Raw genomic sequence first — 21,727 nt, 5'->3', positions numbered from 1 at the left:
GCGGAGCCTCCGGCTCCGTTTCCCCCAACAGACGTCACCCCTGCGGAGGCAGGGGTCCATGTCTCTCTTCGGCCAGATGAGCACCGGGGAGAGAGCAGACATGGATGCCAGCCTCCGCTGGCATGACGGTTCGGGGCCTTACGCCCCTTCCTGCTTGAGCGGGCGGGCCAGCAGGTCGGCGACCACCGCGTCGACCGTCGCCTCTCCCGCCAGCAGCGCGCAGACCGCGTCGACGATCGGCATGTCGACCCCGGCTTCGCGCGCCGCCTCGGCGAGGACCGGGGCGGTCGCGGCGCCTTCCGCGACGGTGCGGCGGTCGCGCAGCAGCTCGGTGGCGGGGACGCCCTCGCCCAGCCCCTTGCCGAGCGAGAAATTGCGCGAACTGGTCGACGAGCAGGTGAGGACGAGGTCCCCCAGCCCCGACAGGCCGGCGAGCGTCTCCGCCCGCGCGCCGCGCGCCAGGCCGAAGCGGGTCATCTCCGCGAAGCCCCGGCTGATCAGCGCGGCGCGGGCGTTCTGGCCCAGCCCCGCGCCCTCGACCACGCCGCAGGCGATCGCCAGCACATTCTTGACCGCGCCGCCGATCTCGGCCCCGACCACGTCCTGCGACAGATAGGGGCGGAAGCCCGGACGCCGCAGCCGCTCGGCCAGCGCCAGCCCGACCGCCTCGTCGGCGCAGGCGAGGGTGATCGCGGTCGGGCGGCCGCCCGCCACCTCATGCGCGAAGGTCGGGCCCGACAGCACCGCGATCGGCGCACCGGGGGCCGCGTCGGCCGCGACCTCCGACATCAGCCGGCGGGTCCCGGCCTCGATCCCCTTGGCGCACAGCACCAGCGGCACGTCGCGGCGCGGCAGTTGCGCCAGCACCGCGCCGAGGAACTGCGCGGGCACCACCACCACCAGCGCATCGCAATCCGACAGATCGGCAAGATCGCCGGTTGCGCGGATCCGCTCGCTGAGCGGCAGCACCGGCAGGAAGATCGGATTGCTGTGCTCCTCGTTGATCGCGGCGACCACCTCGGGCTCGCGCGCCCAGAGCAGCACGTCGGAGCCGTCGCTCGCGATCACCTGCGCCATCGCGGTGCCCCAGGCCCCGCCGCCGATCACGCCCAGCCTGTCCAACGTCATCGTCATGCCTTCACTCCGGCGCCGCGCGCCTTTTCCGCGGTGGGATCAAGCGGCCAGCGCGCCCGCGCCGGCACCTCCATATCGTCGATCAGTCCGGCTCCGAACCGCTCGGCCCCGGCCCAGGCGATCATCGCGCCATTATCGGTGCACAGCCAGAGCGGCGGGGCCGCGAAGGCGAGGCCGCTGCTTTCGGCGAGCGCCGCCAGCGCGGTGCGGATCGCCTGGTTGGCGGCGACGCCGCCCGCCACCACCAGCGCGCCGACATCGTCATCGATCGCGGCGATCGCGCGGCGCGTGCGGTCGACCAGGCAGTCGACCACCGCCTGCTGGAAGGAGGCGGCGATGTCCTCGGGCCGGTGGATGCCGGCATCGCGGGCGCGCAGCACCGCGCTCTTCAACCCGGCGAAGGAGAAATGCGGCTCGCCGCTGCCGACCAGCGGACGCGGCAGCGGCACCGCCCTGGGATCGCCCTTCGCCGCCGCGCGCTCGACCGCCGGGCCGCCGGGAAAGCCGAGGCCGAGCAGCTTGGCGGTCTTGTCGAACGCCTCGCCCGCCGCGTCGTCGATCGTCGTGGCGAGCCGGCGATAGTCGCCCACGCCCCTGACCAGCAGCAACTGGCAATGGCCACCCGAGACGAGCAGCAGCAGATAGGGAAAGGCGAGTTCGCGATCGGCGAGGCGCGGCGACAGCGCATGCCCTTCGAGATGGTTGACCGCGATCAGCGGCTTGCCCGCGGCATGGGCGAGCGCCTTGGCGGTCATCAGCCCCACCATCACGCCGCCGATCAGGCCGGGACCCGCCGTCGCGGCGATCGCGTCGACATCGGCCAGGGTGACGCCGGCATCGGCCAGCGCGGCCTCGACCAGCGGCACCGCCATCTCGACATGCGCGCGCGCCGCCAGCTCGGGGACGACGCCGCCGAACGGGCGATGCGCCTCCTCCTGCCCGGCGAGGCGATGCGCGAGCACGCGACCGTCGCTGGTCACCAGCGCCGCGGCGGTCTCGTCGCAGCTTGATTCGATACCGAGGATCAGGGCCATGGCTGCGCATCTAGAGCCTGATCGTTTGAGGTGGAAGCGCTTTGCGCTTCCGCCGATGACGTGAATCTGGCTCCCGGCAAGGGCGATCAAGGGAGGAATGTTAACCTCGGCCGTCTAGCGCGGCGATCATGGCCACGATCGCCCTCGCCCAGCCTCGACCGTCGCCGCGCGCCGCCTGGCTCGCGCGGCGCGTGCCGGCGTCGGCGCTGTTCGGCATCGTCGCCGGCTGGCTGATCCTCGACCTGCTGCTGCTCTGCCGCTTCATCGGCCTCGCCCAGCCGCTCGTCTATCTCGCCTGGGCGGTGCTGAGCGGCGGGCTGGCCTGGTTGCTGTTCCTGCCACGCCGCCGCGATCGCGATGCCGGCCCGACCGTCGCCACCCTGCTCGGCGCGCTGGCGGTCGCCATGCTGCTGCTGGTGCTCGGCGGCGAGGGGCGCCTGTTCTACGCCAATCTCGACTGGCAGGTGCGCGACGCGGTGCTGCGCGACATGACGATCAACCCCTGGCCCTTTACCTATGCCTCGGGCGATCTGCTGCGCGCGCCGATCGGCATGTACCTGGTCCCCGCGCTCGCCGGAAAGCTGTGGGGGCAGGCGGGCGCCGACCTCGCCCTGCTCGCGCAGAACGGCCTGCTGCTCGGCCTGCTCCTCGCGATCGGATCGACGCTGTTCGCGGACCGGCGACGCCGGCTGATCGCGCTCGCCGTCTTCCTCGCCTTCAGCGGGCTCGACATCGTCGGGCAGCTCGTCGCGCGCCATGGCGCCGGCCTCACTCCCACCGCGCATCTCGAAGGCTGGGGGCCGAGCCAATTCTCCTCGACGATCACCCTCGCCTTCTGGGTGCCGCTGCATGCGATCGCCGGCTGGATCTGCGCGCTCGGCATCCTGCTGTGGCGGACCGGCCGGCTCGGGCTCGGCCCGCTGCTGATGCTGCCGCCGCTGGTCGCGCTGTGGTCGCCGTTCGGCGCGATGGGGGCGATGCCGTTCGTGCTCCATGCCGCCTGGAGCGACCTGCGCGGCGGCCGGATCACCGGGGCCGACATCGCCCTGCCCGCCTGCGCCACGCTGATCGCGCTGCCCGCGCTGGTCTATCTGACGGCGGCGGGCGACGCCGTCGGCGCGCGCTTCTTCCCGATCCGGCCCGATCGCTACCTGCTCTTCCTGGGGATCGAGCTGATTCCGTGGTTGCTGATCGCCTTCAGCGGGCGGCAGGCGCGGTTCGGCGGACCGCTGCTCGCCATCGCCATGGGATCGCTGCTGGCGATGCCGCTGATCCAGATCGGCGCATGGCTCGACTTCGCGATGCGGGCATCGATCCCGGCGCTCGCCATCCTCGCCGTCCATCTCGGCGACGGGCTGGGTGGCGGCTGGCCGCTCTCGGCGCGGCGGCGGGCGGCGCTGCTGGCCCTGCTCGCGATCGGCAGCGTCACCGGCCTGGCCGAGATCGCCCGCGCGCTGGCCTACCCGGTCTCGCCGCCGCCGCGCTGCGCCTTCTCGCGCGCCTGGGACGAGACCTTCCGGACCTTGCCCAAGGACAGCTATCTCTCCCCGCTCGATCGGGTGCCGGAGATCATCCGGCCCCACGCGCCGGCCCGCGCGTTGCCCGACGCGACGACCGACTGCTTCCCGGACGGCTGGCCGACGCCGCCGCTGTTCTAGAGCGGGCCGTGCAGGCGGGGTGGCTTCCGCCGTCCGCCACGGCTAAAGACGCCGCCATGGACCACAATATGAATCCCGGCGCGCCCTGGCGTACAGAGGCGCGCGCGCTGCTGTCGCTCGCCATGCCGCTGGTGATCGGCAATCTCGGCTGGTCGGCGATCGCGGCGACCGACCTGGTGCTGCTCGGCCGGCTCGGCCCCGACGCGGTCGCGGCGGGATCGCTCGCGCTCAACCTCTACCAGGCCTTCCTGGTTTTCGGCATCGGCCTGACCACCGCCGCGTCGCCGCTGATCGCCAGCGAGCGCGGCCGCCGGCTCCATTCGGTCCGCGACATCCGCCGCACCGTCCGCCAGACGATCTGGGCGGCGGCGATCCTCTGCCTGCCGGCCTGGGCGCTGCTGTGGAATGCCGAGCCGATCCTGATCCTGATCGGCCAGGACCCCGAATTGTCGGCGCAGGCGGCGACGCTGATCCACGCGCTGCAATGGGGCCTGCTGCCCTATTTCGTCTTCCTGGTGCTGCGCAACTATGTGTCGGCGCTCGAAAAGCCGATCTGGGGCGTGATCGTCACCCTCGCGACGGTGCCGTTCAATGCGCTGGCGGGCTGGGTCCTGATCTTCGGTCATTTCGGCTTTCCCGCGATGGGGCTGCACGGCGCGGGGATCGCCAGCCTGCTGACGTCGATCTTCATGGGCGTGGGCATGGCGCTGGTGGTGACGATGCATCGCCGGTTCCGCCGCTACCACCTGTTCGGCCGCTTCTGGGTCGCCGACTGGAGCCGGCTGCGCACCGTCTGGAGGATCGGCCTGCCGATCGCCTTCACCGTCGGCTTCGAGGTGACGGTGTTCAATGCGGCGGTGTTCCTGATGGGCCTGATCGGCCGCGCCGAACTGGCCGCCCATGCCGTGGCGATCCAGATCGCCGCGCTGTGCTTCATGGTGCCGATGGGGATCGGCCAGGCCGCCACCGTGCGGGTCGGCTATGCCCATGGCCGGCGCGACCGGGCGGCGATCGGCCGCGCCGGCTGGCTCGCGCTCGGCCTCGGCACCGCCTTCGCCGTCGGCACCGCGACCCTGCTGATCACCATCCCGCGCACCCTGATCGGCGGCTTCATCGATCTCGACGTGCCCGCCAACGCGCCGGTGATCGGCTATGCCATATCCTTCCTGGCGATCGCCGCGCTGTTCCAGCTCGTCGACGCCACCCAGGCGATCGGCGCCGGCGTGCTGCGCGGATTGCAGGACACGCGGATGCCGATGATCTTCGCCGCGATCGGCTATTGGGTGATCGGCATCGGCACCGGCACGATCCTCGCCTTCCCGATGAAGATGGAGGGCGTCGGCATCTGGCTGGGCCTCGCCACCGGGCTCGGCGTGGTGGCGGTGCTGCTGGTCTGGCGCTGGGCGCGGCGCGAGCGGCTGGGCCTGCTCCCGACCTGACGCCATCGGCGCACGGCGCTTCCACACCGGACCATCACGCTCTATGCAGGCGCCGCTATGACCGCTTCGCTCTCCCGTCCCCTCCGTCTCGGCACCCGCGGATCGCCGCTCGCGCTGACCCAGGCCCGCATGGTGATCGCCGCGCTGCGGGCCGCCCATGGCTGGGACGAAACCGCGGTCGAGATCGTCGCGATCAAGACCAGCGGCGACCGCATCCAGGATCGCGCGCTGGCCGAGGTCGGCGGCAAGGCGCTGTGGACCAAGGAGCTCGACATCGCCCTGGCGGACGGCACGATCGACTTCGCGGTCCATTCGATGAAGGACGTCGAGACGATCCGCCCGGCCGCGATCGTCATCGCCGCGATGCTGCCCCGCGCCGACGTGCGCGATCGGCTGATCGGCGCCGCCTCGCTGGCCGCGCTGCCGCAGGGCGCCCGGGTCGGCACCTCCTCGCCGCGCCGGTCGGCGCAGGTCCGGCGCGCGCGGCCCGATGTCGGGATCGTGCTGTTCCGCGGCAATGTCGACACCCGCCTCGGCAAGCTGGCGGCGGGCGAGGCGGAGGCGACGCTGCTCGCCGGCGCCGGCCTGATCCGGCTCGGCCGGGACGAGATCGGCCATCCGATCCCGATCGAGGAGATGCTGCCCGCCCCGGCGCAGGCCGCGGTCGGCATCGAGACGCTGGCCGAGCGAACGGACGTGCGCGCGCTGCTCGGCGCGATCGACGACGCGCCGACCAACGCCTCCGTTTCGGCCGAACGCGCGCTGCTCGCCGCGCTCGGCGCCGATTGCCGCTCGCCGGTGGCCGCGCTCGCCGTCCGGTCGGGCGCCGGGCTGCTGCTGCGCGCCGAGATCATGACCGAGGACGGCAGCGAGCATCGCTCGGGCGAGGCGATGCTGCTCGAGACCGGCGACGCCGCCGCGCTCGCCCACCGGCTGCTCGACGGCGCCTCGCCCCGCCTCCGCGCGCTGTTCACCGGCGCATGAGTCGTCCGCCCCTGCTGATCCTCCGCCCCGAACCGGGCGCGAGCATGACCGCCAAGCGCGCGTTCGGCGAAGGCTGGCGCCCGGTCGTCTCGCCGATCTTCCGGATCGAGCCGATCGCCTGGGGCGCACCGCCCGCCGGCGATTATGACGCGCTGTTCGTCACCAGCGCCAACGCCGTGCGCCAGGCCGGCAAGGCGATCCGGCCCTATGCCGTCATCCCGGCCTATGCGGTCGGCGACGCGACCGCCCGCGCGCTGAAGGCGGCGGGCTTCACCGACATCCACACCGGGCGCGGCGACGCGGCGGCGATGCTGGAGACCGCCGCCGCGAACGGCGTCGCCCGCGCGCTGCACCTCGCCGGCGAGGATCATCGCGACGCCGGGCTCGACGCGATCACGATCGACCGGCGGATCGTCTATCGCAGCGCGGCGATCGAACGGTTCGGCGACAAGGCGTTGGCCGCGCTGCGCGAGGGCGGCGGCGCGGTGCTGCTCCATTCGGGCCGGGCCGCCGAGCATTTCGCCCGGCTGTGCGACGGCGCGCGGATTTCGCGCCGCCATGTCAGGATCGCCGCGCTGGCCCCGGCGGTGCTCGACGCGGCCGGCTCCGGCTGGCGCGCCGGGATCGCCGCCGACAAGCCGGACGACGCGGCGCTGCTGGCGGCGGCGGCGCGGCTGTGTCAATAAGACCGGCAGCGCAGGAGTAGAGACGAACCGCATGCCCGATCCCGCCACCGATCCCGTCCCGGAATCCAGCGATGCCGGCGGCCGTCCGCCCCGCCGCTCGGTCGTGCCGGTGCTGCTGGCGCTGGTCGTCGCGCTGCTGATCGGCATGGGCGCGATGGCCTGGTTGTTCCACCGCTTCGACGAGGTGGCCGGCATCGTCAAGCCGACCGTCCCGGTGATCGTCCCGCCCGCGCCCGAACGGCGCCCCGCGCTGGTCAACATCGCCCCGCCGCCCGCCGCCGACGTCGTCCAGACGATCGTCGACCAGCGGATCGACCGGATCGAGGAGAAGGTCGACGACATCGACGAGCGCACCGCCGCCGCGACCAGCGAGGCGCACCGCGCCGAACGGCTCCTGATCGCCTTCGCCGCGCGCCGCGCGATCGAGCGTGGCGCGCCGCTCGGCTATCTCGAAGGGGTGCTGCGCGAACGCTTCGGCCGCACCGAGCCGCAGGCGGTGGCGACGGTGATCAGCGCCGGCCGCCAGCCGGTGACGATCGGCCAGCTCCGCGACGGACTGGAGGCGCTGGGCCCGCAGCTCTCCTCCGCCTCCGACGACGCCGGCTGGTGGGAATCGATCCGCCGCGAGCTGGACGAACTGGTGGTGATCCGCCGCGCCGACACCGTCTCGACCGCGCCGGTCGACCGCTTCGCCCGCGCCCGCGACGACATCGCCGCCGGCCATGTCGACGCCGCGCTGCTCGAGGTCGCCCGCCTGCCCAACCGCCGCGTCGCGACCGCCTGGATCGTCTCGGCCCGCCGCTACGTCCAGTCCCGCGCCGCGCTCGACCGGATCGAGACCGCCGCGCTGCTCGACCCGATTCCGGCACCGGTGCCGATCGGGGCGAAAACGGCGGCACAATAACAAAAAAACTCCCTCCCCTCAGGGGAGGGATGAAAGGGGGTACGCCGTGAAGGGGCTCGATGCCCTTCACGGAGTTCTGCGGACGATGCAGGGGCTCGCTACTGCTCGCCACCACCTCTACCCTCCCTTGAAAGGGAGGATCAGGGGAACTAGAGTCCACAGCGATGCCCCTGAGCCCCAGTCGCCATAGCAGGTGTCAGGGGCCGTCGCGGCCGCCGGCCTCGGGGCGGGCTTGAGCGGCTCCGGGCTGCAGCACGGGCGGGTTAGCGACAGGTGCGCCGGGGTTTCACATGGGGCGGGCGTTTGCCGGACATCGCGATCATTCCTTTCGCCCGCATGATTGAACCGGGGGCCGTTTCTCCCCACATTGTGCGGGCAAGGAGCAAAGGCAAGAGATGAACATGCTGAAGACGACGATGCTGCTGGCGGCGCTCACCGCGCTGTTCATGGCGCTCGGCTTTACGATCGGCGGGACCGGCGGGGCGATGATCGCGCTCGTCGTCGCGGCGGGCATGAACCTCTTCACCTTCTGGAACGCCGACAGCATCGTCCTGCGGATGCACGGCGCGCGCGAGGTCGATGCGCAGAACTGCCCCGAATTCGTCGGGCTGGTCGCCGGGCTGGCGCGCCGGGCCAACCTGCCGATGCCGCGCGTCTACATCATCGACAGCGAACACCCCAACGCCTTCGCCACCGGCCGCAACCCCGAGAACGCGGCCGTCGCCGCGACCACCGGCCTGCTCGCCATCCTCAACCGCGACGAGATCGAGGGCGTGATGGCGCACGAGCTGGCGCATGTCCGCAACCGCGACACGCTGATCATGACGATGACCGCGACGATCGCCGGCGCGATCTCGATGCTCGCCAATTTCGGCATGTTCTTCGGCGCCGGCCGCCGCGACGGCGGGCAGGTGCTGGCGACGATCCTGGCGGTGTTCGTCGCCCCCTTCGCGGCGATGATCGTGCAGATGGCGATCAGCCGCGCCCGCGAATATGGCGCCGATCGCGGCGGGGCCGAGATTTCGGGCAAGCCCCAGGCACTCGCCTCGGCGCTCGCCAAGCTCGCCAACGGGGCCGCGCGCATCCCCAACCCGGTGGTCGAACGCAACCCGGCGGCTGCGGCGCTCTACATCGTCCCCGGCATGAAGCGTGGCGGCGACAGCCTGTTCGCCACCCACCCGGCGACCGAGAACCGCATCGCCCATCTCGAGGCGATCGCCAACGAGATGGGCGTGCCGAGCCCGTCGCCCAATTTCGCGGCGCTTTCGGAACGGCGCGGGTCGATCTCCTCGGTGCCGCGCACCCGGCGCCGCTCCAGTGCGCTCGATCCGAACGGACGAGGCTAGGTCTTCCTTTCGTTCAACACGCTTTCCCGTCGGACTATCACCGACTAGGGGGATTTGGTGACATCTGACTCCACCGGAACCCCCGCCCGCCGCGCCGCCCTGCGGCTGCTCGATGCCGTGCTGCGCCGCGGCCTGCCGCTCGAAGCCGCGATGGACGGCGCCTGTGCCGATCTCGACCGCGCCGACGATCGCGGCTTCGCCCATGCCATCGCCGCCGAGGTGCTGCGCCGCACCGCCGATCTCGACGCGCTGATCGACGGCGCGACCGAGCGTCCGCTCCCCGCCGACGCCAAGGCGCGGATGGTGCTGCGCATCGCGCTCGCCCAGGCGCTGGCGCTCGGCACGCCGGGCCATGCCGCGATCACGACGGTGCTGCCGCTGGTCGACGGCGGCCCGCGCAAGCTGGTCCATGCCGTGTTCGGCGCGGTGATGCGCGACGGCGCGGCGCTTCCCGATCCGCCCCATTTGCCGCCCGCCGTCGCCGATCGCTGGGCCGCCAGCTGGGGCAAGGACGCCGCCGAGGCCGCGCGCGCGTCGCTCGGCGGACCGCCGCCGGTCGACCTGACGCTCAAGCCCGACGCCGACACCGCCGACTGGGCCGCGCGGCTCGACGGCGAAAGCCTCGCCCCCGGCCATGTCCGCATCGCGGCGGGGCGGCAGATCGTCGACCTGCCCGGCTATGACGAGGGCGCCTGGTGGGTACAGGACATCGCCGCCGCGATCCCCGCGCGGCTGCTCGGCGCGGGCGAGGGCCGCCGCGCGCTCGACCTGTGCGCCGCGCCCGGCGGCAAGACGATGCAGCTCGCCGCCGCCGGCTGGGCGGTGACGGCGGTCGACCTGTCCGAGGCGCGGATGGCGCGGTTCGCCGAGAATCTGGAACGGACCGGCCTTGCCGCCGAGGCCCGCATCGCCGACGCGGCGGCCTTCGCCGAGGGCGCGCCCTATGACGCGGTGCTGCTCGACGCGCCCTGCTCGACGACCGGCATCTTCCGCCGCCATCCCGACGTGCTCCACCGCGCCGGTCCCCGCATCGTCGCCGAAGCGGCCGAGCTGCAGGCGCGGCTGATCGACCATGCGGCCGGGCTCGTCGCGCCGGGCGGGCGGCTGGTCTACGCGGTCTGCTCGCTGGAGGCCGACGAAGGGGAGCAGATCGCCAAGGGCTTCGTCGCGCGCCATCCCGACTGGACGATCGATCCGGTCGCCACGGACGAGCTGCCGCAGGGCTTCGCCCCCGACAAGGTCGGCCGCGTCCGGGTCCGCCCCGGCACCCTCGCCGATCGCGGCGGCGCCGACGGCTTCTTCGTCGCGCGCTTCCGGCGATCCTAAGATCCTCCCCGGCACGGGGAGGGGGACCGGCGCCAGCCGGTGGAGGGGCGCCGCACAGCGGCGTTTTCGCCGCCGCACCCCTCCACCACCTTCGGTGGTCCCCCTCCCCTGCGACGCAGGGGAGGAACTTGGGCAGGCCGACCTTGCCCCTCCACCTTCACCCGGCTAATCGGATTCGATCATGACCAGCCCCGTCCTCATCTCGCCGTCGATCCTGTCCGCCGACTTCGCCAAGCTGGGCGAGGAGGTCCGCGCGATCGACGCGGCCGGGGCCGACTGGATCCATGTCGACGTGATGGACGGCCATTTCGTGCCGAACATCACGATCGGCCCGGCGGTGGTGAAGGCGCTGCGCCCGCACACCACCAAGCCGTTCGACGTCCACCTGATGATCTCCCCGGTCGACGCCTTCCTCGAGGATTTCGCCAATGCCGGGGCGGACATCATCACCGTCCATCCCGAAGCGGGCCCGCACGTCCACCGCACGATCCAGCGGATCAAGGGGCTGGGCAAGAAGGCCGGCGTCTCGCTGAATCCCGCCACCCCGGCCAAGATGCTCGATTATATATTGGAGGACGTCGACCTCGTCCTGGTGATGAGCGTCAATCCCGGCTTCGGCGGACAGAGCTTCATCGAGAGCCAGCTCCGCAAGATCGAGGCGATCCGCAAGATGATCGACAAGAGCGGCAAGGACATCCACCTGGAGGTCGACGGCGGCGTCGACGCCAACACCGCGCCGCGCGTGATCGCGGCGGGCGCGACGGCGCTGGTCGCCGGCACCGCGACCTTCCGGGGCGGCCCGTCCCAATACGCCGCCAACATCGCGGGCCTGCGCAAGGCGTGAGCGCGGGCGGATGAGCGACGCGGGCGGGTCCGGCTTCGACGATCGTGTGGAGCCCGGTCGGCGCCTGATCCGCGTCGAGCATGACCGCAGCCATTCGCTCGCCGAACGCCTCGCCGGCCGCTTCCATGCGCTGGCCTGGCGCACCCCGGTCCACGGCCTGCGGCTGCGCGGCCGCTACCCGCTCAAGCTCTACGACGTGCCGCCCGACCCGATCGAGGGGCTCGTCCGGCTCGGCGGCGCGATGCTCGACGGCGAGATATTGTGGCAGGGCGAAAGCGTCGCGATCGAAAGCTACGATTTCCGCCCGCGCGCGATGTCGGCGGCGTTCAGCGACCATCTCCAGAGCTTCGCCTGGCTGCGGGACCTCAACGCCGCCGGGCCGCGCCAGCGCGTCGCGCCGATCGCCGAGCTGCTGACCGGCCGCTGGCTCGGCGCGTTCGGCAAGCAGATCCACGAAGCCGCCTGGCGTCCCGACCTGTGGGGCCGCCGCATCCTGTTCTGGGGCTGCCACGCGCCGCTGATCATGTCGTCGGACGAGCTGCGCGCGCCGGTGCTCAACGCGCTCGCCCGCGGCGCCAAGCATCTCGACCGCAGCGCCGACAAGGCGGCGCCCGGCCTGCCCCGCGTCGCCGCCTGGGCCGGGGTGATCGCGGCCGGGCTGCTGATCCCCGGCGGCGAGCCGCGCCAGCTTCATGGCGAGAAGGGCATGGAACGGGCGCTGGCCGGCGCGCTGCACGGCGACGGCGGCATCGTCAGCCGGTCGCCGGTCGAGCAGATGGACCTGATCGGCCTGCTCTCCATGCTGCGCCGCTATTACGAGATGCGCGGCCAGCGGCTGCCCGCCCCGATCGGCGACGCCATCGCCCGCGCCGCGCCGCCGCTGCTGGGCCTCACCCTGGGCGACGGCGGCCTGTCGAGCTGGCAGGGCGCCGCCCCGATCGACGGCGGCCGGGTCGACGCGATCGTCGTCGCGTCGGGCGTCCGCGCCCGGCCGCTGCGCCAGTCGCGCGACTGGGGCTATCAGCGGCTGTCGGTCGGCCATAGCCGGCTGGTCGCCGACGCCGCGCCGCCGCCGGTCTCGCGCTTCGCGACCCATGCCTGCGCCTCGACCCTCGCCTTCGAGATGTCGGACGGGCCGTGGCGGCTGATCGTCAATTGCGGGGGCGGCCGGGGCGCCAACAACGCGCTCCATCCCGATCTGGCGCAGGCGCTGCGCAGCACCGCCGCCCATTCGACGCTGGTGCTGGCCGACAGCAACTCGACCGCGATCCATGGCGACGGCACGCTCGGCAAGGGCGTGACCGAGGTCGAGGTCGAGCGGCAGGAGGACATGCACGGCAGCAGCATCGACATGCGTCACGACGGCTATGTCCGCCGCTTCGGCTTCAGCCATCGCCGCCGCCTCGTCATCGGCGCGGGCGGGCGCGAGGTGCGCGGGCAGGACATGCTGATCCCCGAGGGACGCCGCCCGCGCGGCGACGGCGCCGACTATGCGATCCGCTTCCACCTGGCGCCCGAGGTCGACGTCTCGGCGACGGCCGACGGCAGCGGCGCGCTGCTGCGGATCGCCGGCGGCGCGCTGTGGCGCTTCCGCGTCACCGGCGGCGAGGTCGGGATCGAGGACAGCCTGTGGATCGACTCGCGCGGGCGGCCGCAGGCGACCCGCCAGCTCGTCATCGCCGGCACCGCCGCGGCCGACGGGATCGACGTGAACTGGGTGCTCGCCCGGTCCGAATAGACCTCTCGGCGGCCGCAGCCGCATTGCGCTCGCCGCCCCGAAAGCGCACCATCGCGCCCGACATCATCACCGGAGAGGCCCCATGAACCAGTCCGTCATCCTCACCGTCGTCGGCAGCGACCGCCCCGGCCTGACCCGCGCGCTGGCCGACGCGGTCTATGCGGCGGGCGGCAACTGGCTCGAAAGCCATCTCGCGCGGCTGGGCGGGAAATATGTCGGATCGGTGCTGGTCGAGCTGCCCGGCGACCGCCTCGCCGAGCTGGAAGCCGCGGCGCTTGCGATCGACGCCGAGGGCCTGAGCGTCGCGCTGGTCCCCGCCGCCGCGCCCGGCGGCGATCGCGGCGGCCAGCCGCTCGGCATCGAGATCGTCGGCCAGGACCGCCCCGGCATCGTCCGCGAGGTGACGACCGTGCTCGCCGGGCTGGAGGTCAATATCGAGGACTTCACCAGCGAGATCGAGGGCAGCGCCTGGTCGGGCGCCCCGCTGTTCCGCGGCCGGGCCAGGCTGCTCCTCCCCGCCGCCGTCACGACCGACCAGGTCCGCGCGGCGCTGGAGGGGATATCGGGCGAGATCATGGTCGATTTCAACCGGCAGGCGGAGGCGGTCTAGGACGGTTCTCCCCAATCGTCATTCCCGCGAAAGCGGGAATCCATGGACGGCGGTCCGCAAGAGACGAAATGCTCCGTGACCGTGGATTCCCGCTTTCGCGGGAATGACGATTGGGAACTGTCTAGCACCCGGTCCAGTGGGTGCCCGACAGGATCGCCCCGATGTCGTAGGCCAGTTCCTCGCGGAGCCGGTCGAGATCGGTGCGGCGGCCGCCGGTGGCGACGATGCGGATCAGCTTGCCGATGCACAGCGCCTGGAGGATCATCGCCCCGGCGGGCGCCGCGCCCTCGGGGTCGAGCTGGCTCAGGATGCGGAGCCAGGCGCGGTTCTGGTCCTCGATATGCGCGCGGACGATCGGGCGGAAGGCGGGACGGCGCGCCGCCTCCAGCCGGATCGCAAGGTCGGCGAGGCCGAGCAGGCCGAAGTCTGACGCCTCGCGGCGCATGATCGCGGCGGTGCGGCGGACGAGCTGCTCCTCGTCGAGCGCGGCGCGGTCGAGCCCGGCCAGTCCCTCGCGATAGCGCGCCTTGGTGCGCTCGAACAATTCGACCTGCACCTCGCCGATCAGCCCCTCGATCGCCGGGAAATGATAGGTCGGCGCCGCCCGCGTCAGCCCGGCCCGATCGGCGACCGCGCGATAGGTGATGTCGCCGGGGCCCTCCGCCGCCATGATGTCGATCGCGGCGTCGAGGACGCGCCGCCGGGTCTCGGCCGCCTTGCGCCCCTCGCGCGGCGCGATCCGCTCGAGTCCGGGCGCATCGACGGCGTCCGGCCGCTCGCGCAGGCCCGCGAAGGGCAAGGCCGTCGCTTCCGCCTCGTCGAGCGCGAGCGGCAGGATGGTGAAGAACAGCCCGATGCACAGGTCGAGACCCGATCGCGCCACCCGCTCGCCGTCCGCCACTCCGAGCAGCGCGGCGATGTCGAGCCACAGGCCGTGGACCCGATCAAACCAGGAGCGCGCCAGCCGGCGGGTGGCGTCGCGCCGGGCGGCGTCGAGCATGATCTCGCACCAGGCCAGCGTGTCGAAGCGGTGCCCGTCCGCGACATTGGCGAGGATGCGCACGAAGAAGGCGCGGAAATCGAACGCGGGGCCCGCCTGGCGCCGCTCCGCGAACCGCCCGAGCGACCCCGCATAATGGTGGAGGAGCTGGCTCGACGCCTCGGCGACGATGTCGTTCTTGGTCTCGAAATAATAGGTCGTCGCCGCCAGCGACACGCCGGCCCGGTCGGCGACCATCTTGTGGGTGACCGCCGCCAGCCCCTGCTCGCCGATCACCGCGATCGCCGCGTCGGCGATCTCCTGCTGCCGCAGCGCCGACCGCTTCTGCCGGGTCACGCGCAGGCCGGCGGAGGATGGGGACGACGGACGAATGGCGGCTTCTCCTGGGCGACGGCGCCCCCCTCCATGCACAAGGACGGCGCGCTTGGGAACATTGCGTATGTCGGCGCGGCCGCGCCCGCGCCATCATCGGCCAAGGAAAGCGAGGCGGGACGATGTACAGGGATGCGCATGTCGGGGAAGCACCGGTCGGAGGGGCGGCGTTCGCCCTGCCCGCCTCCTGCGCCGGCTGCCCGGTGCGCAGCTCGGCGATCTGCTGCGTGCTCGACGACAGCGGGCTCACCGCGCTCAGCCGCCTCGGCCGGCGCGTTACCCTCGCCGCCGGAGAGACGCTGCTGTGGGAAGGCGAGGAGGCGGTCACCGTCGGCAACGTCCTGTCGGGGATGCTCAAGCTGTCGACCCTCACCGGCGACGGGCGCGAGCAGATCGTCGGCATCGTCCATCCGTCCGACTTCATCGGCCGCCCCTTCGGCAAGGACAGCCCGCACAGCGCGACCGCGCTGACCGACGCCACGCTGTGCGTGTTCGGCCGCGCCGCCTTCGACCGCTTCGCGCGCGAGCATGCCGTGATCGGCCAGGCGCTGCTCGAACGGACGCTGACCGAGCTCGACCGCGCCCGCCACTGGATGCTGCTGCTCGGCCGCAAGTCCGCCTGCGAGCGGGTCGCGAGCCTGATCGTCGAGATCGCCGACCGGGCGGACGACGGGCCGGCGATCGACCTGCCGCTGTCGCGCCAGCAGATGGGCGACATATTGGGCCTGACGATCGAGACCGTCAGCCGCTCGCTGACCCGCCTCAAGCGCGCGGGCATCATCGCGCTCCCCAGCCTGCGCCGGATCACGATCAACCGGCCCGGGGAGCTTCGCGCCATCGCCGAGGGCTGATCGCCCGATTGACCAACCAAGCGATTGGTTTTAGACATTCCCGACCGCGACGCCGCCCACGGGGCCGATGCGCGCGGCGGGGAGGGCCGCGATGAGCGTCAGTCTGGACCAGGAAAGCATCGACTATATCGCGATCACCCGGCTGCAGGCCGCCTATGCCGACATGATCACGCGCCGCGCCTGGGACGAGCTGCCGTCGATCTTCTGCGAAGGCGCCCGGATCGTCGTCGACCGGATGGACGGAACCCCGCTCGACCTCGATGGCCCGGCCGGCCTCGCCGCCTTCGTGTCGAAGGCGATCGGCCATATGGACTTCTTCGAGTTCGTCATCCTCAACACCGTCATCGAGATCGGCGACGGCGAAGCGCACGGCCGCATGTACATGTGCGAGATCCGGCACGACGCCAAGGCCGGGCAGACCATGTCCTACGGCCTCTATCGCGACCATTACCGCAAGCAGGACGGCCGCTGGAAATTCCGGGACCGCCGCTACCGGGTGATGGGGCGCACCCAGACCACCGACTATAATATCTTCCCGATGGCGGCCGCCGACTTCGCGATCGGCGGGCAGGAGGCGACGCGATGATCAGCTATGTGACGATCGGCGTGAACTCGATCGAGGCCGTGCTGCCCTTCTACGACGCGGTGATGGCGGCGCTGGGCCATGAGCGCATCATGCTGAGCGAAAAATGGATCGGCTATGGGCTGGCCGACGGCATCTACATGCCCAAGGTCTGGGTCTGCCTCCCCGAGAACGGCAAGCCCGCGACGGTGGGCAACGGATCGATGGTCGGCCTGCACGCGCCGGGCCCGGAGGCGGTCGACCGCGCCCATGCCGCCGGTCTCGCCCATGGCGGCACCGACGAGGGGGCGCCCGGCCGCCGGTCGCGCTATCATCCGAGCTATTATATCGGCTATCTGCGCGACCCGGCGGGCAACAAGCTCTCCGCCTTCTGCAACACCGACGTCTTCCCCGAACCCGAAGGATGGGCGCAGGCGGCGGCCCGCCGCGCGCCGCTCGGCTGATATCGCCAACCGGCCCGCGAGCCTGTATCCCCCATTCGTCATCCCGGACTTGATCCGGGATTCAGAACCGCAACGCTGGAGCAGGAAGCGCGGCGTTGCGGTTCTGGATGCTGAATCAAGTTCAGCATGACGAAAATCCATAGGCGATCGCCTGCGGAAACGGGGGGAGAGGTCGATGACGGACGGGTCGGGTACGGAACTGCCGAAGCACCACAGGGTGACGCAGAACGAGAAGCTGGTGATCGCCGCCTCGTCGCTGGGCACGGTGTTCGAATGGTATGATTTCTACCTCTACGGCCTGCTCGCCACCTTCATCAGCAGCCAGTTCTTCTCGGGCGTCAACGAGACGACCGGCTTCATCCTGGCGCTGGCCGCCTTCGCGGCGGGCTTCGCGGTGCGGCCGTTCGGCGCGCTCGTCTTCGGGCGGATCGGCGACCTGGTCGGCCGCAAGAACACCTTCCTGGTGACGATGGCGATCATGGGCCTGTCGACCTTCGCGGTCGGCCTGCTGCCCTCCTATTCGCAGATCGGCGTCGCGGCGCCCGTCATCCTGGTCGGGCTGCGGCTGCTCCAGGGCCTCGCGCTCGGCGGCGAATATGGCGGGGCGGCGACCTATGTCGCCGAACATGCGCCCAACAACCGGCGCGGCCTCTATACCAGCTGGATCCAGACCACCGCGACGCTCGGCCTGTTCGCGGCGCTGCTGGTGGTGATCGGGGTGCGCCGGCTGATGGGCGAGGACGGCTTCGCCGACTGGGGCTGGCGCGTGCCCTTCCTCGTCTCGATGATCCTGCTGCTGGTGTCGATGTGGATCCGCCTGCAGCTCGCCGAAAGCCCCGTCTTCCAGAAGATGAAGGACGAGGGCAAGACCTCCAAGGCCCCGCTGACCGAGGCGTTCGGCCGCTGGGGCAACCTGCGCTGGGTGCTGGTCGCGCTGTTCGGCGCGGTCGCGGGCCAGGCGGTGGTCTGGTACACGGGCCAGTTCTACGCGCTGTTCTTCCTGGAGAAGACGCTCAAGGTCGACGGCGCCACCACCAACGTCCTGACCGCGATCGCACTCGCCATCGCGACGCCCGCCTTCGTCTTCTTCGGCTGGCTGTCGGATCGGATCGGACGCAAGCCGATCATCCTGACGGGCTGCGCGCTCGCCGCGATCGGCTATTTCCCGCTGTTCAGCGCGCTGACCGTCGCCGCCAACCCCGCCCTGGCCCATGCCCAGGCGACCGCACCGGTCGCGGTGGTCGCCCATGGCGACGACTGCTCGGTCCAGTTCGATCCGATCGGCAAGAACCGGTTCGACAGCCGGAGCTGCGACATCGTCAAGGCGTTCCTCGCCAAGGGCGGGGTCAGCTACGCCAATGTCGAGGCGCCGGCGGGCACGATCGCGCAGGTGCGGATCGGCGAGCGGACGATCGCAGCGCCCGACCCCGCCACCGTCTTCGGCGCGGCGCGCAAGGAGGCGATCGCGGCGTTCCAGGAAGAGACCGGCGCCGCGCTGAAGGCCGCCGGCTACCCCGCTTCGGCCGATCCGGCGGCGATCGACACGGTGATGGTGGTGGCGATCCTGACCGTGCTCGTGCTGCTGGTGACGATGGTCTACGGCCCGATCGCGGCGCTGCTGGTCGAGCTGTTCCCCAGCCGCATCCGCTACACGTCGATGTCGCTGCCCTACCATATCGGCAATGGCTGGTTCGGCGGCTTCCTGCCGACAATCGTCTTCGCGATGGTCGCGGCGACGGGCGATATCTATTACGGGCTCTGGTATCCGATCATCGTCGCGGCGGCGACAGTCGTGATCGGGCTGGTCGCGCTGCCGGAAACCGCGCGGCGCGACATCGACCAGTGAAGGTCAGGCCGGCGTCGCGAACCAGATGACGTGGCGCGGTCCCTTGCCGTTGCTGCGCGCGCGGACGGCGACCTCGTCGACCCGGAAGCCCGCACTGCGCAGGCGGCGGACGAAGGCCGCGTCGGGCGCCGCCGACCAGACCGCAAGCACCCCGCCCGGCTTCAGCGCCGCCCGCGCCGCCGCCAGGCCGCGCGCCGAATAGAGCCATCCATTGGCGTCGCGGACGAGGCCGTCGGGGCCGTTGTCGACGTCGAGCAGGATCGCGTCATAGCTCCGGGGCCCGGCCTGGATCACCTCGGCGACGTCGCTCTCGACGATCGTCACCCGCTTGTCGTCGAGGCAGCCGGCCGCCAGCTCGGCCATCGGCCCGCGCGCCCAGTGGATGATCTCGGGCACCAGCTCGGCCACGGTGATCCGCGCCGTCGCCGGCAGCGCGCCCAGCGCCGCGCGCAGGGTGAAGCCCATGCCATAGCCGCCGATCAGCAGGTGCGGCGCGCCCGCCCCGCCGCCGAGCCGCTCGATCGTCATCAGCGCCAGCGCCTCCTCCGATCCGCTCATCCGGCTGCTCATCAGCTCGTTGCGGTCGAGCACGATCATGAAATCGTCGCCGCGCCGGAACAGCCGCAGCGGCTCGCCCCCCGGCACCTGGGCCGTTCCGATCAGTTCACGTGCCTTCATCGCCATCTGCTCCCGAGTCGCGCCGCCGATAGGGCTTTCGGCGCGCTCTGGCGAGCGCGTCGATTGAAGCCGCCACGAAAAGCGCGCTAACGAATGCCCATGGACGACCTGTTTTCCGATCGCGCGATCCGCGACCAGCCCCTCGCCCGCGCCGATATCGAGCGGCTGCGGGCGGCATCGCCCCATCAGCATCTCGTCGACTGCGATCTCGAGGAGGCCGATCTTTCCGGACTCGACCTGTCGGGCTGGACCTTCGAGCGTTGCAGCCTGCGCCGCACCGACCTCTCCGGCGCGAAGCTGGAGGAAACCCAATGGCTTTCCTGCCGCGGCGCCTTCGCGCAATTCACCGGCGCCCAGCTCGGCGAGGCGCGCTTCACCGCCAGCGACTTCAACAACTGCGTGCTGCGGCGCGCGGTCCTGACCGCCGCGAAATTCGAGCGGTGCAAGCTGACCGGCGCCGACCTGTCCGACGCCCGGACCATCGACATCCGTTTCGAGGAGACGCTGCTGATCAACGCCAGGCTGCCCGGCATCTCCTTCCGCAAGCAGCGGCTGGTCAAGGTCGACCTGAGCCAGGCCGACCTGCGCGAAGGCGATTTCCGCGCGACGCAGTTCGAGGATTGCAGCCTGCGCGACGCGAACATGGCCGGCTCGCGCTTCGACGACGCCGATCTGCGCGGCGCGGACCTGGGCGGGCTGCGGCTGTTCGACGCCACCCTGTTCCGCGGCGCGACCATCTCGCGCGAGCAGGCCGGCCAGTTGCTCGGCGAACTGGGCCTCAAGGTACGCTGAGAGACGACGCGCCGCTATTTGCGCGGCGTCCGGTCCTCGTCCCCGCCGCCCAGCGCCCGGTAGAGCCCGGTCGCGCTGGACAGCTCCTGCCGCCGCAGTTCCAGCATCGCCTGCTGCGCCGCATATTGGCTGCGCTGCGCGTCGAGCAGCTCGAGCCGGCTGTCGAAGCCGACGCGGTAGCGCATGTCGGACAGCCGCGCGCGCCGCTCGGCGGCATCGACCGCCTTGCGCTGGGCATCGAGCTGGCGCGCAAAAGTGGCGCGGCCGGCCAGACCGTCGGCGACCTCGCGGAAGCCGGTCTGGATCGCCTTCTCGTAATTGGCGATCGCGATCGACTTCTGCACCTTGGCAAGCCGCAGCTCGCCGCGCAGGCTGCCGCCCCGGAAGATCGGCTGGCTGATCTGCGGGGTGAAGGACCAGCTGCGGTTGTCGCCCTTGAACAGGTCGTCGAACGCCAGGCTGGTGAAGCCGAACAGCCCGGTCAGCGACAGGCGCGGGAAGAAGGCCGCGCGCGCCGCGCCGACATCGGCATTGGCGGCGACCAGCTCGCGCTCGGCCTGGCGGATGTCGGGCCGGTTGGCGATCAGGTCGGACGGCAGCCCGGCCGGAAGCTGGGTCATGATCGGCTGGTCGGCGAGCGGGATCGGCGCCGGCAGGTCCGCCGGGATCGGCGCGCCGACCAGCAGTTGCAGCGCGTTGCCCGCCTGCGCCAGCGCCCGCTGGCCGGCGGCGAGGTCGGCCGCCGCCTGCTGGACCTGCCCCTCGGCCTGCGCCAGTTCGAGCCCGCTGACCTGCTTCGCCTCGTGCTGGCGGCGGGTGATGTCGAGCGAGCTGTTCCAGTCGGCCATGGTCCGCTCGGTCAGCGCGAGCTGCTCGGCGGCGAGCCGTTCGGCCAGATAGGCGTCGACCACCGACCCGATCAGCGCGATCCGCGCCGAACGGCGGCCCTCGTCGCTCGCGAGATAGCGCTCGAACGCCGCCTGGCTCTGCGAGCGGAGCCGGCCGAACAGGTCGATCTCGAAGCTGGTGAGCGCGGCATTGGCCGAATATTGGCCGAACTCGAACCCGCTCGGCGCGCCCGCGCCGGTGCCGCCGCCGGTCGCCCCGCCGATCCCCGCCGACGCCGTGCTCGTCGGGATGCGCTGGCGGGTATAGGAGCCGTTGGCGTCGACCTGCGGCAGCATCGCCCCGCGCGCCACCCGGAACTGGGCGCGCGCCGCCTCGACGTTGAGCGTCGAGACACGCAGGTCGCGATTGTTGGCCAGCGCCAGGTCGACGAGCGCCTGGAGGCGCGGGTCGCCGAACATCGTCCGCCAGTCGATCGCGGCGGCGCTCGCCGGCTCCGCCGCCGTCGCGTCGGGATAGTGGGTCGCGACCGGCGGCTTCGGGATATCGAGCCGCGGGTTCATCGAACAGGCGCTGGTCATCAGCAGCGCCAGCATGGCGATCCTGCGCATGC

20 protein-coding genes are annotated in these 21,727 nt (G+C 71.8%); 15 read left to right on the top strand and 5 right to left on the bottom strand.

Annotation, left to right across the window (positions count from 1 at the left end):
- Positions 1–138 precede the first annotated feature (138 nt).
- Entirely contained in the window at positions 139–1,134 is a 996-nt protein-coding gene (locus HRJ34_RS23655) for an NAD(P)H-dependent glycerol-3-phosphate dehydrogenase (protein WP_208632621.1), read from the bottom strand.
- Positions 1,131–2,168, bottom strand: coding sequence for a tRNA (adenosine(37)-N6)-threonylcarbamoyltransferase complex transferase subunit TsaD (gene tsaD / locus HRJ34_RS23650; RefSeq protein ID WP_208632620.1), 1,038 nt, complete (start codon positions 2,166–2,168; stop codon positions 1,131–1,133). Before tsaD ends, HRJ34_RS23655 begins: the two co-directional genes overlap by 4 nt.
- A gap of 128 nt (positions 2,169–2,296) precedes the next feature.
- On the opposite strand from tsaD, the gene HRJ34_RS23645 reads away from it, so the two are divergent.
- The 10 genes from HRJ34_RS23645 to HRJ34_RS23600 all read left to right on the top strand — a co-directional run bounded on the left by HRJ34_RS23645 (position 2,297) and on the right by HRJ34_RS23600 (position 13,703).
- Positions 2,297–3,826: a hypothetical protein gene (locus HRJ34_RS23645; RefSeq protein ID WP_208632619.1), complete on the top strand. Its 1,530-nt coding sequence runs from the start codon at positions 2,297–2,299 to the stop codon at positions 3,824–3,826.
- A gap of 56 nt (positions 3,827–3,882) precedes the next feature.
- Entirely contained in the window at positions 3,883–5,265 is a 1,383-nt protein-coding gene (locus HRJ34_RS23640; RefSeq protein WP_011952773.1) for an MATE family efflux transporter, read from the top strand.
- A 57-nt stretch (positions 5,266–5,322) separates the two neighbouring features.
- Positions 5,323–6,249 (top strand): hydroxymethylbilane synthase, encoded by a 927-nt coding sequence (gene hemC / locus HRJ34_RS23635; protein ID WP_016746212.1) that lies wholly within the window; start codon positions 5,323–5,325, stop codon positions 6,247–6,249.
- Positions 6,246–6,935 carry a uroporphyrinogen-III synthase gene (locus HRJ34_RS23630; protein WP_029994521.1) on the top strand — a complete coding sequence of 230 codons (690 nt, stop codon included), beginning with the start codon at positions 6,246–6,248 and terminating at the stop codon, positions 6,933–6,935. Before hemC ends, HRJ34_RS23630 begins: the two co-directional genes overlap by 4 nt.
- Before the next feature lie 31 nt (positions 6,936–6,966).
- Complete coding sequence (locus tag HRJ34_RS23625) at positions 6,967–7,839, top strand: hypothetical protein (RefSeq protein ID WP_208632618.1); 873 nt, start codon at positions 6,967–6,969, stop codon at positions 7,837–7,839.
- Between the two features lie 395 nt (positions 7,840–8,234).
- Positions 8,235–9,185: a zinc metalloprotease HtpX gene (gene htpX, locus HRJ34_RS23620; RefSeq protein ID WP_208632617.1), complete on the top strand. Its 951-nt coding sequence runs from the start codon at positions 8,235–8,237 to the stop codon at positions 9,183–9,185.
- A 54-nt stretch (positions 9,186–9,239) separates the two neighbouring features.
- Complete coding sequence (locus HRJ34_RS23615) at positions 9,240–10,511, top strand: RsmB/NOP family class I SAM-dependent RNA methyltransferase (protein ID WP_208632616.1); 1,272 nt, start codon at positions 9,240–9,242, stop codon at positions 10,509–10,511.
- A 181-nt stretch (positions 10,512–10,692) separates the two neighbouring features.
- Positions 10,693–11,355 carry a ribulose-phosphate 3-epimerase gene (gene rpe / locus HRJ34_RS23610; protein WP_011952779.1) on the top strand — a complete coding sequence of 221 codons (663 nt, stop codon included), beginning with the start codon at positions 10,693–10,695 and terminating at the stop codon, positions 11,353–11,355.
- A 10-nt stretch (positions 11,356–11,365) separates the two neighbouring features.
- A complete protein-coding gene (locus tag HRJ34_RS23605) occupies positions 11,366–13,093 on the top strand; it encodes a heparinase II/III family protein (RefSeq protein WP_208632615.1) in 1,728 nt (575 codons plus the stop codon).
- An 82-nt stretch (positions 13,094–13,175) separates the two neighbouring features.
- Positions 13,176–13,703 carry a glycine cleavage system protein R gene (locus tag HRJ34_RS23600; protein ID WP_208632614.1) on the top strand — a complete coding sequence of 176 codons (528 nt, stop codon included), beginning with the start codon at positions 13,176–13,178 and terminating at the stop codon, positions 13,701–13,703.
- A 121-nt stretch (positions 13,704–13,824) separates the two neighbouring features.
- Here the strand turns inward: HRJ34_RS23600 and HRJ34_RS23595 are convergent, their stop codons facing one another.
- Positions 13,825–15,039 (bottom strand): TetR/AcrR family transcriptional regulator, encoded by a 1,215-nt coding sequence (locus HRJ34_RS23595; RefSeq protein WP_208632613.1) that lies wholly within the window; start codon positions 15,037–15,039, stop codon positions 13,825–13,827.
- Positions 15,040–15,197: 158 nt separating this feature from the next.
- Here HRJ34_RS23595 and HRJ34_RS23590 point away from each other — a divergent pair, with 158 nt between their 5' ends.
- The 4 genes from HRJ34_RS23590 (at position 15,198) to HRJ34_RS23575 (ending at position 18,798) form a co-directional block, all read left to right on the top strand.
- A complete protein-coding gene (locus HRJ34_RS23590) occupies positions 15,198–15,926 on the top strand; it encodes a Crp/Fnr family transcriptional regulator (protein WP_208632612.1) in 729 nt (242 codons plus the stop codon).
- Between the two features lie 91 nt (positions 15,927–16,017).
- Entirely contained in the window at positions 16,018–16,512 is a 495-nt protein-coding gene (locus HRJ34_RS23585) for a nuclear transport factor 2 family protein (protein ID WP_016746223.1), read from the top strand.
- Entirely contained in the window at positions 16,509–16,952 is a 444-nt protein-coding gene (locus HRJ34_RS23580; RefSeq protein WP_208632611.1) for a VOC family protein, read from the top strand. Before HRJ34_RS23585 ends, HRJ34_RS23580 begins: the two co-directional genes overlap by 4 nt.
- 175 nt (positions 16,953–17,127) lie before the next feature.
- Positions 17,128–18,798: an MFS transporter gene (locus HRJ34_RS23575; RefSeq protein ID WP_208632610.1), complete on the top strand. Its 1,671-nt coding sequence runs from the start codon at positions 17,128–17,130 to the stop codon at positions 18,796–18,798.
- 3 nt (positions 18,799–18,801) lie between these two features.
- Here the strand turns inward: HRJ34_RS23575 and HRJ34_RS23570 are convergent, their stop codons facing one another.
- On the bottom strand, positions 18,802–19,476 hold the full coding sequence (locus HRJ34_RS23570) for a spermine/spermidine synthase domain-containing protein (RefSeq protein ID WP_011952787.1): 675 nt from the start codon (positions 19,474–19,476) through the stop codon (positions 18,802–18,804).
- Between the two features lie 93 nt (positions 19,477–19,569).
- Here HRJ34_RS23570 and HRJ34_RS23565 point away from each other — a divergent pair, with 93 nt between their 5' ends.
- Positions 19,570–20,268, top strand: coding sequence for a pentapeptide repeat-containing protein (locus HRJ34_RS23565; RefSeq protein WP_208632609.1), 699 nt, complete (start codon positions 19,570–19,572; stop codon positions 20,266–20,268).
- A gap of 14 nt (positions 20,269–20,282) precedes the next feature.
- On the opposite strand, the gene HRJ34_RS23560 is transcribed toward HRJ34_RS23565, so the two are convergent.
- Positions 20,283–21,725 carry an efflux transporter outer membrane subunit gene (locus tag HRJ34_RS23560; protein WP_029994531.1) on the bottom strand — a complete coding sequence of 481 codons (1,443 nt, stop codon included), beginning with the start codon at positions 21,723–21,725 and terminating at the stop codon, positions 20,283–20,285.
- Positions 21,726–21,727: the final 2 nt, after the last annotated feature.

The sequence above is a fragment of the Rhizorhabdus wittichii genome (assembly GCF_017607425.1).
Taxonomy (GTDB): Bacteria; Pseudomonadota; Alphaproteobacteria; order Sphingomonadales; family Sphingomonadaceae; genus Rhizorhabdus; species Rhizorhabdus wittichii.
Note: the sequence above shows the minus strand (reverse complement) of the source record. Positions and strands in the feature narration are given on the sequence as shown.

Bases quoted from the DNA above. Each gene is read 5' to 3' on its own strand.
- HRJ34_RS23655 (WP_208632621.1), bottom strand. From the start codon at position 1,134: ATGACGATGACGTTGGACAGGCTGGGCGTGATCGGCGGCGGGGCCTGG.
- tsaD (WP_208632620.1), bottom strand. From the start codon at position 2,168: ATGGCCCTGATCCTCGGTATCGAATCAAGCTGCGACGAGACCGCCGCG.
- HRJ34_RS23645 (WP_208632619.1), top strand. From the start codon at position 2,297: ATGGCCACGATCGCCCTCGCCCAGCCTCGACCGTCGCCGCGCGCCGCC.
- HRJ34_RS23640 (WP_011952773.1), top strand. From the start codon at position 3,883: ATGGACCACAATATGAATCCCGGCGCGCCCTGGCGTACAGAGGCGCGC.
- hemC (WP_016746212.1), top strand. From the start codon at position 5,323: ATGACCGCTTCGCTCTCCCGTCCCCTCCGTCTCGGCACCCGCGGATCG.
- HRJ34_RS23630 (WP_029994521.1), top strand. From the start codon at position 6,246: ATGAGTCGTCCGCCCCTGCTGATCCTCCGCCCCGAACCGGGCGCGAGC.
- HRJ34_RS23625 (WP_208632618.1), top strand. From the start codon at position 6,967: ATGCCCGATCCCGCCACCGATCCCGTCCCGGAATCCAGCGATGCCGGC.
- htpX (WP_208632617.1), top strand. From the start codon at position 8,235: ATGAACATGCTGAAGACGACGATGCTGCTGGCGGCGCTCACCGCGCTG.
- rpe (WP_011952779.1), top strand. From the start codon at position 10,693: ATGACCAGCCCCGTCCTCATCTCGCCGTCGATCCTGTCCGCCGACTTC.
- HRJ34_RS23605 (WP_208632615.1), top strand. From the start codon at position 11,366: ATGAGCGACGCGGGCGGGTCCGGCTTCGACGATCGTGTGGAGCCCGGT.
- HRJ34_RS23600 (WP_208632614.1), top strand. From the start codon at position 13,176: ATGAACCAGTCCGTCATCCTCACCGTCGTCGGCAGCGACCGCCCCGGC.
- HRJ34_RS23590 (WP_208632612.1), top strand. From the start codon at position 15,198: ATGTACAGGGATGCGCATGTCGGGGAAGCACCGGTCGGAGGGGCGGCG.
- HRJ34_RS23585 (WP_016746223.1), top strand. From the start codon at position 16,018: ATGAGCGTCAGTCTGGACCAGGAAAGCATCGACTATATCGCGATCACC.
- HRJ34_RS23580 (WP_208632611.1), top strand. From the start codon at position 16,509: ATGATCAGCTATGTGACGATCGGCGTGAACTCGATCGAGGCCGTGCTG.
- HRJ34_RS23575 (WP_208632610.1), top strand. From the start codon at position 17,128: ATGACGGACGGGTCGGGTACGGAACTGCCGAAGCACCACAGGGTGACG.
- HRJ34_RS23570 (WP_011952787.1), bottom strand. From the start codon at position 19,476: ATGAAGGCACGTGAACTGATCGGAACGGCCCAGGTGCCGGGGGGCGAG.
- HRJ34_RS23565 (WP_208632609.1), top strand. From the start codon at position 19,570: ATGCCCATGGACGACCTGTTTTCCGATCGCGCGATCCGCGACCAGCCC.
- HRJ34_RS23560 (WP_029994531.1), bottom strand. From the start codon at position 21,725: ATGCGCAGGATCGCCATGCTGGCGCTGCTGATGACCAGCGCCTGTTCG.